Source organism: Allomuricauda sp. F6463D, from assembly GCF_023015965.1.
Classification (GTDB): Bacteria; Bacteroidota; Bacteroidia; order Flavobacteriales; family Flavobacteriaceae; genus Flagellimonas.
In genome coordinates this window covers 580069-594324 of sequence record NZ_JALKAN010000002.1, presented here as the reverse complement: position 1 = coordinate 594324, position 14256 = coordinate 580069, and the positions used below count along the sequence as shown (strand labels likewise).

Sequence of the window (14256 nt, the reverse complement as noted above, 5' to 3'; positions counted from 1 at the left end):
TTATGTTTGAAAAGGAATATGATGTAGTTGTTGTAGGTGGAGGCCATGCTGGCGCGGAGGCAACCGCCGCCGCCGCCAATATGGGTTCAAGTACGTTGTTGGTTACAATGAACCTCCAAACTATTGGTCAAATGTCCTGTAACCCTGCTATGGGAGGTATTGCAAAAGGGCAAATTGTTAGAGAGATAGATGCTTTGGGAGGTTATAGCGGGATAGTCACAGATAAATCGGCTATCCAATTTAAGATGCTAAACAAATCCAAGGGACCTGCAATGTGGAGTCCAAGGGCACAGAACGATAGAATGCGTTTCGCCGAAGAATGGAGGATGGCTTTGGAGAACACTCCAAATGCTGACTTTTATCAAGAAATGGTTAGTGGTTTATTAATTGAAGGCGATAAAGTAGTTGGTGTAAAAACCAGTCTTGGTTTAGAGATTCGGGCCAAATCTGTAGTTCTTACTAATGGAACCTTTTTGAATGGGCTAATTCATATTGGCGAAAAACAATTAGGGGGTGGAAGAGCTGGAGAAAAGGCTGCAACTGGAATCACCGAGCAATTGGTGGATATGGGTTTCGATAGCGGTCGAATGAAGACAGGAACCCCGCCACGAGTTGATGGTCGCTCTTTGGATTATACAAAAATGATTGTACAACCAGGAGATGAGTCTCCTGAGAAATTCTCATATTCAAACACTCAAATCTTACAAACGCAAAGGGATTGTTATATGACCCATACAAGTAAATTAGTACATGATTTACTTAAGGAAGGGTTTGAGCGCTCTCCTATGTTTAATGGCAGAATACAAAGTATTGGGCCTCGATATTGTCCATCTATCGAAGACAAGATCAATCGATTTGCGGATAAGGATTCTCACCAAATATTTGTAGAACCTGAAGGTTGGAATACTGTGGAGGTGTATGTGAACGGGTTCTCAACTTCTTTACCAGAAGATGTTCAATATAAAGCTTTAAAATCTGTGAAAGGGTTTGAAAAAGTGAAGTTCTTTAGGCCGGGATATGCCATTGAATATGATTATTTTCCGCCCACACAACTAAAACATACCCTAGAAACCAAGTTGGTCAAGAATCTTTATTTTGCTGGTCAAATTAACGGAACCACAGGGTACGAAGAAGCGGCTTCGCAAGGTTTGATGGCAGGAATAAATGCCCATTTGAAAATCAATGATGAGGATGCCTTTATTTTAAAAAGGGATGAAGCATACATAGGCGTTTTGATTGATGATTTGATTACAAAAGGTACCGAAGAGCCCTATCGAATGTTTACTTCTAGAGCAGAATATAGAACATTATTACGTCAGGATAATGCAGATTTGAGGCTAACTCCTAAGGGATATGAAATTGGTTTGGCCAAAGAAGATCGTTTAAGACGTATGGAAGAAAAGATGGGGAAATCTAAAAAGTTTGTGGATTTTTTCAAGAAGACCAGCTTTAGCACCCAAGAAATCAACCCCATTTTAGAGTCGTTGAACTCGTCGTTGGTTAAACAATCCGATAAGCTATTTAAAGTTTTTTCTAGACCAAAAGTTACTATGGACCATATGCTACAATTAAGCTCGGTTTCTGAATTTGTACAAGAGAACGAGTTGGATTCTGAGGTTTTGGAACAAGCGGAAATTCAAGTTAAGTATTCGGGCTATATAGCAAAGGAAAAAACAAACGCTGATAAATTACAGCGTTTGGAGAATGTTCGTATTCCGGATGGATTTGACTATTCCAAGCTTAAGTCCTTATCTTATGAAGCTCGAGAAAAATTAAAATCAATTCAGCCTGTTACAATATCTCAAGCGTCAAGAATAAGCGGGGTTTCTCCGGCAGATATAAGCGTTCTGTTGGTGTATTTAGGTCGATAACCAATATCATTGTTCCACGTGGAACATAACTTTAACACAGAATCGGTAAGCGTCTAATTTTGATTATTCCTTAGACCTAAACAGGATATTATGACAGTAAAAACGAACTATTTTATCCTCCTTTAAAATGTTTTTTAAGTCTGTATTTCAATTTAAATGCGTTGGTGTTTAAAACGACCATCAACCAACTCTGGCAAAAAGAGAAACAACGACATTCCGAGAAAACCACTTTTTTTAATTTGAGATTCTCTTAAATAAAAGGTCGGAATTAATTTAGTTTCTGTGTTCCCTACGAAACTTAAATTAGAAGTTGATGTTATAGTAGAAAGGATTTTAATACAATCGAAAAGGATGTTTATAGGATTGTACCATTACAAGAGATATAGTTTTATCATATCTTCGGGATTTGAAGTAATAAACATTTGGTTATAGATATTTACAATGAAGTTGTTTTTAAAAACTAAGGACTTTTCCGTTTCTGGAGAACAATTTGAATTGCATTGGGATGAGGACCTGGATATGCTGGTAACTCGACCTCAACCAAAAAATATAGCAGTGTATTATGAAAGTGAGGATTATATTTCCCACACTGACTCAAAAAAATCTTTTACGGATAGATTATACCAACTCGTAAAGCGGAGAAATCTTAATACTAAGACCCAATTAGTTGAAAATCAAATAGATAATGGCAGAACACTGCTTGATTTTGGTGCGGGAACCGGCGATTTTTTAATTACAGCGCAAAATTCAGGATTTAAAACCGTTGGTATCGAACCCAATGTGAACGCTAGAAGGTTGGCCGCTAAAAAAGGAATGGAACTTGAGCCAGATCTAGAAACTTTGTCAGGGCAAAAGTTTAAAGCCATTACCCTTTGGCATGTTTTGGAACATTTACCCAATTTAGAACACGATATAAGCTCCTTGGTTTCCCTATTGGAAAAAGAAGGGGTCTTGGTAATTGCCGTCCCAAATTTTAAATCTTTTGATGCTAAATATTATAAAAGCCATTGGGCGGCTTATGATGTGCCTAGACATTTATGGCATTTTTCTAAAAAATCAATTTCAGAACTTTTTTCCCGGCACAACATGGAAATCATTAAAATTAAACCTATGTGGTTCGATGCCTTTTATGTTTCCATGCTCTCTGAAAAGTATAAAGGGAACAGTTTGCATATGATTCGTGCTTTTTTTGTCGGGCTATGGTCTAATTGTAGCGCTATAGTTACAAAAGAACACTCTTCATTGATTTATATCCTAAAAAAGAAGAAATAAAGCGTTTTAATGCGTTCTATCGGCACAAATACCGTTCTTATGTGCGATAGGGCTCCGTAAAAGAGAAGTGCGTAAATGGCCGTGTTTCTACAGGCCGTTTTTAATAGTCAGGCCAAATGAACAGGTTCAAAGACCATAAGTTTTCTTTATGAAATATATCAGGCTAATAAATGAAACACAAAAACTTAATGATGGGCATTCCAAAACCTTTTCTATTTTTGCTCATCGATAAAAAATAAAAGATGAAAAAATTAGTAGTTCTTGCGATTGCCATCACAGCCATGGCATGTCAGCAAAACAAAATTGCATTTGTGGACAGTGTAAGGGTCATGGACGAGTATCAAGAAAAAATTGATGTTGAGTCTAGATTCAAAATTAAAGCTGATGCAATGACCAAAAAAAGGGATAGTATTTCGCAAGCCTTCCAATTGGAATTACAAGAATTCCAATCAAAAGCTCAGAAAATGAGCCAGAACAGTGCACAGGAAGAATATGCCCAATTACAACAACGCGGACAGTTTGTGGGACAACAATTGCAACAGGAAGAGCAACAATTACAACTCACCAGTCAGACCGAAATGGATACCTTGGTAAAGAAGGTTAAAAAGGAAATTAAGGAATATGGAAAAGCCAATGGCTATACGTATATTCTAGGTGGTGGTGACGGAGGTTCCGTGCTTTATGGTGAAGAAGCACACGACCTTACCGATGTGATCCTAACAATCTTAAATGATAAATACGAGAAATAGGACTGTATAACAACCTAAAGTTAGCCCGCTCTTAAAAGCGGGTTTTTTATGTTTTTGGTTTTTTAAATGATGCGAATAGAACAATACTAAATCCCAATTCTACAATTGCACCTGTAAGTGCTGAAATTCCCGGAGAAGCGTTAAAGAAGAACAAAGCAAAGGCCGCGGCACCCAAAATTCCGCCCAACCCCCAATACGTTTTAATGCCATAAAGTGTGGTAAAGGTTAGATACCTTCCGCCAATGATCAATAGCATGCCTTGGAAAAACCACGCATGCTCCTGTAAAGAGAGCAACAAGGCCAAAGGAATACACATTAACATAAAAATAGTGCCTTCCATAACTAGTTTCCCTAAAGAATTATGATTGGAATGCTTGCCGGGAACTCCTGTTAGTTTAGCCAACAACAGGCCTAAGGGATGAATGAGCATTCCACCGAAAAAAAGTGTCCAAACCGCAGTTTGGTCCGAAACCAGTAAGGCTACCAAAGAAGAAACCAGCCATACAAACCCTGATGATAAAACGCCAAAAGCACCATCTCCGTAGCCTTTGCGCAAATCGGATTGAGCAATGGAAATATTGTTCAAATCTTGAATGGATGGATTGTTTTCTGGTTTGTTCATGTCAAAATGAGCTTGGATTTTAAAAAGGTATGCCCAACTAATTAAAATAAAACTTGATTAAGAGGTCTCTTAATAACAATACTAGTGTATGCCTCTCCCTCTAAACGCGTTTGTACGCTTCATCAAAAGGAATGCGCATTCGATCGCCCCAAACTCCTCCCTCTGCACGTATGCCACACGAAACAATCATATTGATTTGTGCCCCATACGGCAAATTTAAAATACGCTTTACCCGCTTGCTATCGAACCCCTCCATAGGACAGGTGTCATATCCTTTAGACGACATGGCCAACATAAAAGTTTGGGCAGCCAGCGCACAGGTTTTGTGTACAACCACCTTCATATCCCCTTCGGAGACTTGATAAACAATAGGTCGGAACAACCCGACTATATTTACCATAATTTTTCGAATTAACCCGAACACCCCAAAAAAACGAGTATATAAAAATGGCATTACTTTTCCATAATAAACTTGCCACCGTTTTAAACGAGCTTCTTGTTTCTCCTTCGGGCTGTTCTTTTGGATGTTTATGGTTTCAAGTTTCAACATGGTTCGTTCCCTTTTCCGGTGAAGGTCCTGTCTTGTGACAAATACCACCAATTGTTGGGCCGTTGTAGCCGCTTGTTGGCCCAAGCATGCCACCGAAAGCTTTTGAAGTGTCTCTGAATTCGTGATATGGTAAAATTCCCAAAGCTGCATATTGGAGCTGTTGGGTGCCAACGTGGCCATTTCCAGACATTGTCTCACAATAGCTTCATCAATAGCTTCGTCCTTGAAATTTCTTACGGAGCGCCGGTGGGTTACAGTTTCTTCGAAAGTCATAGGTTCATGATTAAGCAGACTACATTAAAATTAAAATAAGGGTCATAAGAACTATTCTGAAATTTCTGAATGCTTTTACAAAGCCCGCATTAGTTTCCGATGCTCAGCATTCAAATAATTTGTAATGGTTTTAGTTGAGGCAGAAGGTGTGGCTTTATTGCATGAGATACACCAAAAAAATGGTAGGGATTAAATAGATCACAATGGTTTTTGCACCTTCATAATCCATAGCCACACGCTGCCCCAACAATAACATCAATAAAGTAATTGCGGACAGAACGGCCCCATAAAAACCAAGTATGCTATCTCCATCAACAACATATTGAAACACTCCTATGCCGCAAAGTATTCCTGAAAGCATTTCAAGAACCATAATAGTTCCAAGAAGTACTGGAACTGTCCCTTTAAAAAGGGACTTGGCAAAATGCCCCGTTAACCAACTAAGGTTCCCCTTCCAGTTCAACACTTTATCTATTCCACTTTGTAAAAAAGTGATGGTCAAAAAACCTAACAATAAAAGCTCCGTAGTATTTGCGAAGATAGTCGTCATAAATTATTTTATTTAGGCAGCCTTTGCGTGTAAAAGCCTTGTAAGTTTGATGGATAAATCTGTGAAGATCAGTTTGGAATTTCCATTACGTTCCACATGGTAAATGGCTTGTTCCAATTCCTCCACAATCTCTAAAATATTGTTTTCGTGTATATACGGGGCAAACTTGTTTAGGTTAAAACCCTCCATATGTACCTTGGCATATACAAGTTCATTTGTCTTGTAATTGAGCAACAGTGCTTGCCGCATCATCGTGAGACAGTAGCTCAAGAATTTTTTCTGTACTTCTCGACCTGTTTTGGCGACTTCTTCGCTCCACAATATCAATTCTTGAATGGCGCTCTTATTGCCCTTGGCCTTAAAAGCACTTCTAACCCATTGCACAAACCAACGTTCAAAAACCAAATCTTCAGAATCTTTGTTCAGTAAATCAAGGGCCTTGTTAAAATTACCATTTGCTTCAAGTGCAATGGTAAGCGCCTCGGTTTGGGCAACGCCCCGAACCAAAAGTTCATCGGTAATGACTTGTTCCGCAAGAGGGGGGAAGTTCAAAATTTGGCAACGGGAACGTATAGTATTTATAATCTGTTCTTCATCTTCTGCCAGAAGAAGCAAGATTGTTTTGTTGGGAGGCTCCTCTATGAGCTTTAAAAGCTTGTTGGCGGCAGAAACATTCATTTTTTCGGCCATCCAAACAATGAGGATTTTGTATCCGCCCTCATAGGATTTCAACGATAATTTCTTAACCATGTCCTGTGCTTCGTCCACCCCGATTTGTCCCTGTTTTTTTTCAATGCCGATATGCCGATACCAGTCAAAGAGGTTTCCATAAGGTTGTTCTTGTACAAACTGTCGCCATTCTTCCATATAATGATCGCTTACCGCATGCGATTTTATCTTCTCAGAATTAGAAACGGGAAATGCAAAATGAAGGTCTGGGTGCATCAACGAATTGCACTTAGAATTACAAGCTGTGTTTTCCCCAGTATTTTCACCATTTGTGTTGCCACAGAGTAAGTATTGGGCATAAGCAATAGCCATGGGCAGCACTCCGGAACCTTCAGGTCCCACAAATAATTGAGCATGGGCCACCCGACCGTTTTCAGCTGTGGTCACCAAATGGTTTTTGATGTGTTCGAGACCTAGAACATTTTTAAAAAGCATAACCCAAAGATACATTTTTAAGTGCTGAAATTGCGGTTGCGTGCCAAGTGCGGACGCTTGCTTTGATAACTTATGAAATCAAAAAGGTTAAAAACTGTGAATCTTTGAAATAATAAGCTTCTCAAATCAAGGAGAAAGCAAGAAATCTTTATTTTTGAGATTCTCTAAAAAGAGCACACTACATGAAGACGATAGACGATTTTAATTTTGAAGACAAAAAAGCATTGATAAGGGTTGATTTCAATGTGCCATTGGACACTGATTTCAATATAACCGATACTAGCCGGATCGATGCCGCAAAACCCACAATTCTTAAAGTTTTGGAAGATGGGGGAGCAGCTATTTTAATGAGCCATTTGGGCAGACCAAAAGGTAAAGCTAATCCGGACATGTCGCTTTCACACATAGCCCAATCTGTATCCGATATTATCGGGGTGCAAGTAAAGTTTGCTGAAGATTGTGTTGGCGCTAAGGCTGATGAAGCCGCATCGAACCTACAAAGCGGGGAAGTACTTTTGTTGGAAAACCTTCGTTTTCATGCCGAAGAAGAGTCGGGTGATGAATCGTTTGCCGAACAATTGTCCAAGCACGGTGATATTTACGTGAACGATGCATTTGGCACGGCCCACCGAGCACATGCCTCAACAACTATTGTGGCCAAGTTTTTTCCAGAAAACAAATGCTTTGGATATCTCTTGGCAAAAGAGATTAAAGCCATAGACAAAGTGATGAAAACAGGAGAAAAACCCGTTACCGCCATTTTAGGTGGTGCCAAGGTGTCTTCCAAGATCACCATTATTGAAAATATATTGGATAAAGTAGACAACCTTATTATTGGTGGGGGTATGACCTATACTTTTGTAAAAGCAAAAGGAGGTAATGTTGGAGATTCTATCTGTGAAGACGATAAAATGGAATTGGCTTTGGACATCCTAAAGCAAGCGGAGGCAAAAAATGTAAATGTTTATTTGCCTGTAGATGTTTTGGCAGCCGATGATTTTGACAATGGAGCCAATACACAAATTGTTGACGTAGATAAAATTCCTGAAGGATGGCAAGGTTTGGATGCTGGTCCCAAAACCTTGGAAATCTTCAAACAGGTGATTTTGGCGTCCAAGACCATTTTGTGGAACGGCCCAGTAGGCGTTTTTGAAATGGAAAACTTTGCCAAAGGAACCATTGCTATGGGCAATTATATTGTTGAAGCCACGCAAAGCGGCGCATTCTCCCTTGTTGGTGGCGGAGACTCCGTTTCTGCAGTGAAGCAATTCGGTTTCGAAGATAAAGTAAGTTATGTATCTACGGGAGGAGGGGCCATGTTAGAAAGCTTGGAAGGTAAAACCTTACCGGGCATTGCTGCAATATTGGGCTAAGTAACACGTTGTGAGTTATTGGGGAAAACGTTAAAAGACAGAGAATTTTGTCTCTTGGCTTTACTATTTCAGAAAAAAACACCATTTTAGTTTGCCCCATAAATCAAATCTTTTCCAAATGAATCAAAAATTCAAAATAGCTGTTTTTTCTATCATGCTTTCCGCAGCTCCCTATATTGGTGCTCAGCAAATGGAAGCAACACAGAATACGGATAAAGATTCCACCTTGCTTAGCAAAGAAAAAGAGACAGCCATTGCAGTGTCCAATATTAAAATCGATGGCCAACTTATGGCCTTGGAAACACATGAGGATGGAAAGTTTCGATTGCGCGACCTAGAAGAGGCATGGAAATACGATAGTCTTTGGCTGAACGAGTTACACAACAATGCAGATTTGTTTAGTGATATGTTGTTGGAGATTCAAAAAGAACCAGGTCAAGATTCCATTTATGTGGTAGACCTGCCAACAGATACATTAAAGGCGCGTTTGGCCCGGATGAACGAGAAAACTCCGTTCAACATTACGTATAACTCGTCGCTGGAAAGTGTAATTAAGTCTTTTTTGACAAGGAGAAAAGATTTGATGCAGCGCATGATGACTGCAAGCCAGTTTTATTTTCCATTATTTGAACAGGAGTTGGACAACCAAAACATTCCTTTGGAAATAAAATATTTAGCCATTGTTGAATCTGCGCTTAACCCTAAGGCAAGGTCCAGGGTGGGGGCCAAGGGATTGTGGCAATTTATGTACAGTACCGGCAAAATGTACGGTTTGGATGTAAGTAGTTATGTAGACGAAAGGCACGACCCCATTATGGCAACAAAAGCTGCCAGTAAATACCTTTCCAGACTTTATACTATTTTTGGTGATTGGGATTTGGCTTTGGCAGCCTATAACTCTGGCCCAGGAAATGTAAACAAAGCCATTCGGCGTTCTGGGGGGTATAAAAACTATTGGAACATTAGGTCTTTTCTTCCTAGAGAAACAGCCGGATATCTGCCCGCTTTTTTAGCAACGATGTATATTTTCGAGTATGCCGAAGAGCATGGATTACAATATAAAAAAGCAGAGCGTCCTTATTTTGAAACGGATACGGTCCACGTTAAAAACCTGATAACTTTTGATCAGATATCCAAACTGGTCGACATAGGTACGGAAGAACTGGAGATGTTAAATCCAGCCTACAAACTGAATATTATTCCAAAAGTAGAAGGAAAGAATTATGTTTTGCGTTTACCAGTATCAAAAATTGGAAAGTTTGTTTCCAATGAAAAAGAAATTTACGCTTATGTAAAAAAAGAGTTGGACTCTATAGAAAAACCATTGCCGAACATGGTTACCGCTCAAAATCAGATCAGGTATAGGGTAAAAAGTGGAGATTATTTAGGAAAGATAGCTGAACGATATGGCGTAGGGGTAAGTCAAATAAAAAGATGGAACGGTTTAAGAAGCAACAATTTACGTGTAGGACAACGATTGACAATTTACCCAAGAAAACCATATATTGCTAAAAACACATCAAAGCCCAGTAGTACAAAATCTGCTGTAACTTCAGTAAATGGATCTAAAATGCATAAGGTAAGATCTGGGGACTCTCTTTGGACAATTTCTAAGAAATACCCTGGCATTACCATAGAAAATTTGCGAGAATGGAACGGTATTAGCGGGAATAATCTAAAACCTGGCACAATACTTAAATTGTGTGATTGTTCTTCGTAAATTTAACGCAAGATGAAAAAATTAGGAACACTAGTAATCGCCGCAGCTTTGTTGGCGTTAGGAGCCTGTAACAGTTCAGGTTCAAAAGAAAGATTTCTTCCACCATCCACAGGAGGGATTAATTCTCTTATGGTTGTTATGGATACCGAGCTTTGGAGAGGGCCGGTAGGGGAGAAAATCAGGGATGAGTTTGCAGCACAGATTGTGGGTCTTCCACAAATCGAGCCCAAATTTACCATTACACAAATACCGCCAAAGGTATTTAAGGGCACTACCACCCACTCAAGATCACTGTTGTATGTGGAACAGGATTCAACTTCCTTGGCCCATATTAAGGATGATGCATATTCAAAACCACAAAAAGTGGCCGTGGTTACGGGACCTACCCAGGAGGTGTTGATCAAGAACCTTGATTCTTTGGCCGATAGAGCGATTAATGAATTTAAGGCAAATGAAATTGCCGAGGCGCAAAGACGATTTGAGCGTTCATTGAGCAAGGACAAAGCCTTGGAAGAAGAATTAGGAATCCACCTTGATGTACCATCGCTTTATAAGGTGGGAAGAAGAGAGGACAACTTTGTTTGGATGGATATTCAGATTCCTAAGGGGACCATGAACATCGTGGCTTATGAAATGCCTTGGGATTATTTCAGCAATGATTCCACTTTTGTGGAGGATATTATAAAAATGAGAGACTCCATAGGCCAAAAATATATTCCCGGGCCTTATGAAAACACATATATGATTACCGAGAAAGCCTTTGCTCCCTATGTATTTCCTGCGGAAATTGGAGGAAAAAAAGCCGCTGAGGTAAAAGGTGTTTGGGAAATTCATGGATACCCGATGGCAGGCCCTTTTTTAACCTATATCATCAATGATAAGGAACACAATAGAAAAATAATTGTCGAAGGGTTCACTTTTGCTCCTTCCGAAGCAAAAAGAGATTATATGTTCGAATTGGAAGCCATTTTGAAAACCATAAAATTTGATTTGCCTCTTACTTCTGCAGATTAGGGAATGCAATTTTTTGCATCGTACTAAATAAGTTGAAACAAATTCGATTTATTTCAGGACAGGACATTGATAAAAACAAAAAAGCCCAGATGTGTTGCACTGGGCTTTTCTGTTCTTTAAAGCTAAGGGTTGGTTAATCAAACGCAAAGCCTGTAGCAATCCTGTATACAAATGCGTATAGCACAATAAAGAACAAGATGAAGCTGAACCAGGCGAATATTTTGAAGTATTTTTCCAATACGATATGGCCCAAATTGCGGAAACCTTCCATATAAATTTCTTTAACGAGTAGTAATTTTTTCATAAGCTTGATTTTAAGATTTAAAGACAGGTCAAAGATTCGCTTTTGCAGAAGAGAATGAAAAACAAAGGGATGAATAGCAATAAAAAGGGGTAAACGAGGGGAAGCAGTGTCTTAAATCCTTAAAGCTATCTGTTTGATCGATAAAACACGCAGAGCTCTAAACAGTTGAACGAGCATAAACACCGATTAACAGCGTAGTTTTGGAGAATAATTAGAAAAACTTGGATAATACGGCCTTCTAATAAAGAACGTTATTCTGAAACGAGGATAAATTCAGACCTTCTGTTTAATCGATTTTGATCTCGATTGCATTTTTGGCCATCACCACAATTGTTCAGCAATCGTTCTTCGCCATATCCAACGGCACTAAGAATTCTTGAAGAATCGACGCCTTGGGAAACAAGGTAATCCTTGGTAGATTTGGCCCGTTTTTCGGAGAGGTACTTATTATAGGCTTTTGGACCAATAGCATCAGTGTGCGATTCAATTTTAAGGGATAAGTCCTTGTTCTCCTTTAAAATTGTAACAAGCTTGTCCAGCTCAAGGGCTGAACCGGATGTAATTTTGTAACTATCAAAATTGAAATATACATCTTTAGGGTTAAAAGACTCTACGGTAGGTGTATCAACAACCTCATTTTGCGGTTGTAGTCGTTGGGTTACGTTTATATTTATGTTTTCGTTGGTTTTTACTAACAAACTATCATTTAAAAACCCCTCTTTCTTGGCCACCACGGTATAATCTGTTGTAGGGCTTAAGTAATTGAAGGTATACTTTCCAGTAGTATCAGCTATGGTTTCCTCTATTAACCCTTGTTCTTGGTATAAGGAAACGTTTGCTCTTTTGATTACTTCTCCCGTAGCCATATTTTCCACGGAACCGGATATGGCGTTTAAGTTGAGTTTGTATGTAAAAGAGTAGATGTCATCATCACCTTTTCCTCCTTTTCGGTTAGAGGCAAAATAACCTTTCTCTCCTGTCGAATCAATAATATAAGAGAAGTCATCTCTAATACTGTTTATGGGTTTACCCAAATTAATGCCTACACTAAACATATCGTTTTTGCCTTCTGATTTGTAAACATCAAGGCCCCCAAATCCCATGGGCCTATTGGAAGCGAAATAAAGTGCGTTTTCGGTTACGTAAGGAAACATTTCCTTTGCCTCGGTATTAATTGTCCTACCAAGGTTTTTTGCCTCGGAGAACGTTCCGTTTTCAAATATGTCCACTACATATATATCGGTTTCACCCAAACCACCTGGCCTATCGGAAACGAAATACATTTTTTTCCCATCTAAACTTACGGTTGGATGCCCTGTGGAATAATTTTCACTATTAAACGGAAGTTCCTCGGCCTCCGACCATCCACCATTTGTGTAATGAGAACGATAAATTTTTAAATGATTGATTCCGTTCTTTCCCCGTTTCAATTTTTTACCATAATTATTTCTAGTGAAATAAATAGTTTTTTGGTCGGGTGAAAAAGCTAAGGAAGCTTCATGAAATTTGGTATTTATTTTATTGGAAAATTTTTTTGACGCAAATAGATCACCTTCATCATTTTTCTTTTTAGCCACATATAAATCCAGAAATGGTTGATTGGTCCACCTATAACGGCGGGTAGTCAATATAGAAGAATCTTTTGCAGAGGCGTAAACAATATCGGAGTCTTGGTGAAACATGGGGGAAAAGTCAGAATACTCAGAGTTTATATCCAGGTTTTTTATTTGGACCTCTGTAGCGCCTTTCCAGATGCCTTCTTCTAATTTAAGATCATTTAGGGGTTCATTTCTTTTTTGCCTTAAAATTTTAGTCAATGCTGCAGCTCTCCGGTATTTGCCCGTTCCCTTTAGGGTTTGGGTATACTTAAAAAAAGTAGCGTCTTGCATTTCGTCTTGGTACACTAGGTAAATTTCATTGTACCATTTGTACGATTTTTCAAGGTTACCACTATAATAGTGTGAATCACCTGCTCTTGACAACAAGGGCAAAGTATGTTTGGCTTCTGTTCTTTCTAAGACAATGTCAAAAATTCGGGCAGCTTCAGCATACCACATTTTTTCGAAATAGGCGTTCCCTTTTTTTATAAGTCTTTGAGGAACACCTTTTTTACTAAGATACTTACGTAGTTTTTTGCTGTTTAACCCTTCAAGTTGCTTTATGAAACTTTTTGACGAGGCAGTGCCATCGTTCTCCATTTCTGAGTGTGAGAATATAGGCAACCGCTCTGCTCCAGAATCAGACAAGACGAGTTCTTGGGCATGTGACCCAAGTATGTATGAGAAGAAAAAAAGCAAGATTAGTCTTTTCATTACCACTCCATCGGCACAAATGAACATAAAAGTTCATTTGAAGGTTAAGCACAGTAAACCTAACAGTTTAGTTTAAGTTGCTAAAATAGGATATGGTAAGTAAGCGGATAATTTTTTGTTGTGAAAGGGTTGATTTGTGGCGTTGAATGTTAAAAAAATGATGTTGGCAGGTCATAACTATTTAAAACACGGCAAGTTTGTACCCTGAAAAGTCAACTAAGATTTTGACTCATTGCTACCACTTTCCAATTTTTCGTCCTCTTTGGTCGCGTTCTTAAACTCTTTGATTCCGCTTCCAAGACCTTTCATAAGCTCTGGAATTTTTCTTCCTCCAAAAAGCAAAACTACCACGGCGACAATTAAAACAATTTGCCACGGACCTAACATTCCTAATAATATAGTTTGAGCAATCATATCTTCAAAAACCTTTGATTAGAAAGGTAAAGGTAATAAAAAGTTGTGGAAGAGTATATTTGATTAAC

General features: G+C 38.9%; 13 protein-coding genes. 6 read left to right on the top strand and 7 right to left on the bottom strand.

Annotated elements, in window-relative coordinates; genetic code table 11:
• Positions 1-2: 2 nt before the first annotated feature.
• From mnmG to MWU56_RS11195, 3 genes are all read left to right on the top strand, one after another.
• Positions 3-1871, top strand: a complete 1869-nt coding sequence (mnmG, locus tag MWU56_RS11205) for a tRNA uridine-5-carboxymethylaminomethyl(34) synthesis enzyme MnmG (protein WP_247044563.1) — start codon at positions 3-5, stop codon at positions 1869-1871.
• A 441-nt stretch (positions 1872-2312) separates the two neighbouring features.
• On the top strand, positions 2313-3143 hold the full coding sequence (locus MWU56_RS11200) for a class I SAM-dependent methyltransferase (RefSeq protein WP_247044562.1): 831 nt from the start codon (positions 2313-2315) through the stop codon (positions 3141-3143).
• Between the two features lie 242 nt (positions 3144-3385).
• On the top strand, positions 3386-3892 hold the full coding sequence (locus tag MWU56_RS11195; protein WP_247044560.1) for an OmpH family outer membrane protein: 507 nt from the start codon (positions 3386-3388) through the stop codon (positions 3890-3892).
• A gap of 46 nt (positions 3893-3938) precedes the next feature.
• Here the strand turns inward: MWU56_RS11195 and MWU56_RS11190 are convergent, their stop codons facing one another.
• The 4 genes from MWU56_RS11190 to MWU56_RS11175 all read right to left on the bottom strand — a co-directional run bounded on the left by MWU56_RS11190 (position 3939) and on the right by MWU56_RS11175 (position 7051).
• Positions 3939-4514 carry a DUF7010 family protein gene (locus MWU56_RS11190; RefSeq protein WP_247044558.1) on the bottom strand — a complete coding sequence of 192 codons (576 nt, stop codon included), beginning with the start codon at positions 4512-4514 and terminating at the stop codon, positions 3939-3941.
• A gap of 100 nt (positions 4515-4614) precedes the next feature.
• The gene (locus MWU56_RS11185; protein ID WP_247044557.1) at positions 4615-5337 is read right to left on the bottom strand and encodes a nitroreductase family protein; all 723 of its coding nucleotides are present in this window, start codon (positions 5335-5337) and stop codon (positions 4615-4617) included.
• 154 nt (positions 5338-5491) lie between these two features.
• Positions 5492-5887 carry a DoxX family protein gene (locus tag MWU56_RS11180; protein ID WP_247044556.1) on the bottom strand — a complete coding sequence of 132 codons (396 nt, stop codon included), beginning with the start codon at positions 5885-5887 and terminating at the stop codon, positions 5492-5494.
• Between the two features lie 12 nt (positions 5888-5899).
• Positions 5900-7051 carry an ATP-binding protein gene (locus MWU56_RS11175; protein ID WP_247044555.1) on the bottom strand — a complete coding sequence of 384 codons (1152 nt, stop codon included), beginning with the start codon at positions 7049-7051 and terminating at the stop codon, positions 5900-5902.
• Positions 7052-7233: 182 nt separating this feature from the next.
• Here MWU56_RS11175 and MWU56_RS11170 point away from each other — a divergent pair, with 182 nt between their 5' ends.
• From MWU56_RS11170 to MWU56_RS11160, 3 genes are all read left to right on the top strand, one after another.
• The gene (locus MWU56_RS11170) at positions 7234-8424 is read left to right on the top strand and encodes a phosphoglycerate kinase (RefSeq protein ID WP_247044554.1); all 1191 of its coding nucleotides are present in this window, start codon (positions 7234-7236) and stop codon (positions 8422-8424) included.
• A 118-nt stretch (positions 8425-8542) separates the two neighbouring features.
• A complete protein-coding gene (locus MWU56_RS11165) occupies positions 8543-10144 on the top strand; it encodes a LysM peptidoglycan-binding domain-containing protein (RefSeq protein WP_247044553.1) in 1602 nt (533 codons plus the stop codon).
• Between the two features lie 12 nt (positions 10145-10156).
• On the top strand, positions 10157-11158 hold the full coding sequence (locus MWU56_RS11160) for a DUF4837 family protein (RefSeq protein ID WP_247044552.1): 1002 nt from the start codon (positions 10157-10159) through the stop codon (positions 11156-11158).
• A gap of 133 nt (positions 11159-11291) precedes the next feature.
• On the opposite strand, the gene MWU56_RS11155 is transcribed toward MWU56_RS11160, so the two are convergent.
• From MWU56_RS11155 to tatA, 3 genes are all read right to left on the bottom strand, one after another.
• Complete coding sequence (locus tag MWU56_RS11155; protein WP_247044550.1) at positions 11292-11462, bottom strand: DUF6747 family protein; 171 nt, start codon at positions 11460-11462, stop codon at positions 11292-11294.
• 251 nt (positions 11463-11713) lie between these two features.
• Positions 11714-13801 carry an OmpA family protein gene (locus MWU56_RS11150; RefSeq protein WP_247044548.1) on the bottom strand — a complete coding sequence of 696 codons (2088 nt, stop codon included), beginning with the start codon at positions 13799-13801 and terminating at the stop codon, positions 11714-11716.
• Between the two features lie 189 nt (positions 13802-13990).
• On the bottom strand, positions 13991-14188 hold the full coding sequence (gene tatA, locus MWU56_RS11145) for a twin-arginine translocase TatA/TatE family subunit (RefSeq protein WP_247044546.1): 198 nt from the start codon (positions 14186-14188) through the stop codon (positions 13991-13993).
• Between the last annotated feature and the right edge of the window lie 68 nt (positions 14189-14256).

Bases quoted from the DNA above. Each gene is read 5' to 3' on its own strand.
- mnmG (WP_247044563.1), top strand. From the start codon at position 3: ATGTTTGAAAAGGAATATGATGTAGTTGTTGTAGGTGGAGGCCATGCT.
- MWU56_RS11200 (WP_247044562.1), top strand. From the start codon at position 2,313: ATGAAGTTGTTTTTAAAAACTAAGGACTTTTCCGTTTCTGGAGAACAA.
- MWU56_RS11195 (WP_247044560.1), top strand. From the start codon at position 3,386: ATGAAAAAATTAGTAGTTCTTGCGATTGCCATCACAGCCATGGCATGT.
- MWU56_RS11190 (WP_247044558.1), bottom strand. From the start codon at position 4,514: ATGAACAAACCAGAAAACAATCCATCCATTCAAGATTTGAACAATATT.
- MWU56_RS11185 (WP_247044557.1), bottom strand. From the start codon at position 5,337: ATGACTTTCGAAGAAACTGTAACCCACCGGCGCTCCGTAAGAAATTTC.
- MWU56_RS11180 (WP_247044556.1), bottom strand. From the start codon at position 5,887: ATGACGACTATCTTCGCAAATACTACGGAGCTTTTATTGTTAGGTTTT.
- MWU56_RS11175 (WP_247044555.1), bottom strand. From the start codon at position 7,051: ATGCTTTTTAAAAATGTTCTAGGTCTCGAACACATCAAAAACCATTTG.
- MWU56_RS11170 (WP_247044554.1), top strand. From the start codon at position 7,234: ATGAAGACGATAGACGATTTTAATTTTGAAGACAAAAAAGCATTGATA.
- MWU56_RS11165 (WP_247044553.1), top strand. From the start codon at position 8,543: ATGAATCAAAAATTCAAAATAGCTGTTTTTTCTATCATGCTTTCCGCA.
- MWU56_RS11160 (WP_247044552.1), top strand. From the start codon at position 10,157: ATGAAAAAATTAGGAACACTAGTAATCGCCGCAGCTTTGTTGGCGTTA.
- MWU56_RS11155 (WP_247044550.1), bottom strand. From the start codon at position 11,462: ATGAAAAAATTACTACTCGTTAAAGAAATTTATATGGAAGGTTTCCGC.
- MWU56_RS11150 (WP_247044548.1), bottom strand. From the start codon at position 13,801: ATGTTCATTTGTGCCGATGGAGTGGTAATGAAAAGACTAATCTTGCTT.
- tatA (WP_247044546.1), bottom strand. From the start codon at position 14,188: ATGATTGCTCAAACTATATTATTAGGAATGTTAGGTCCGTGGCAAATT.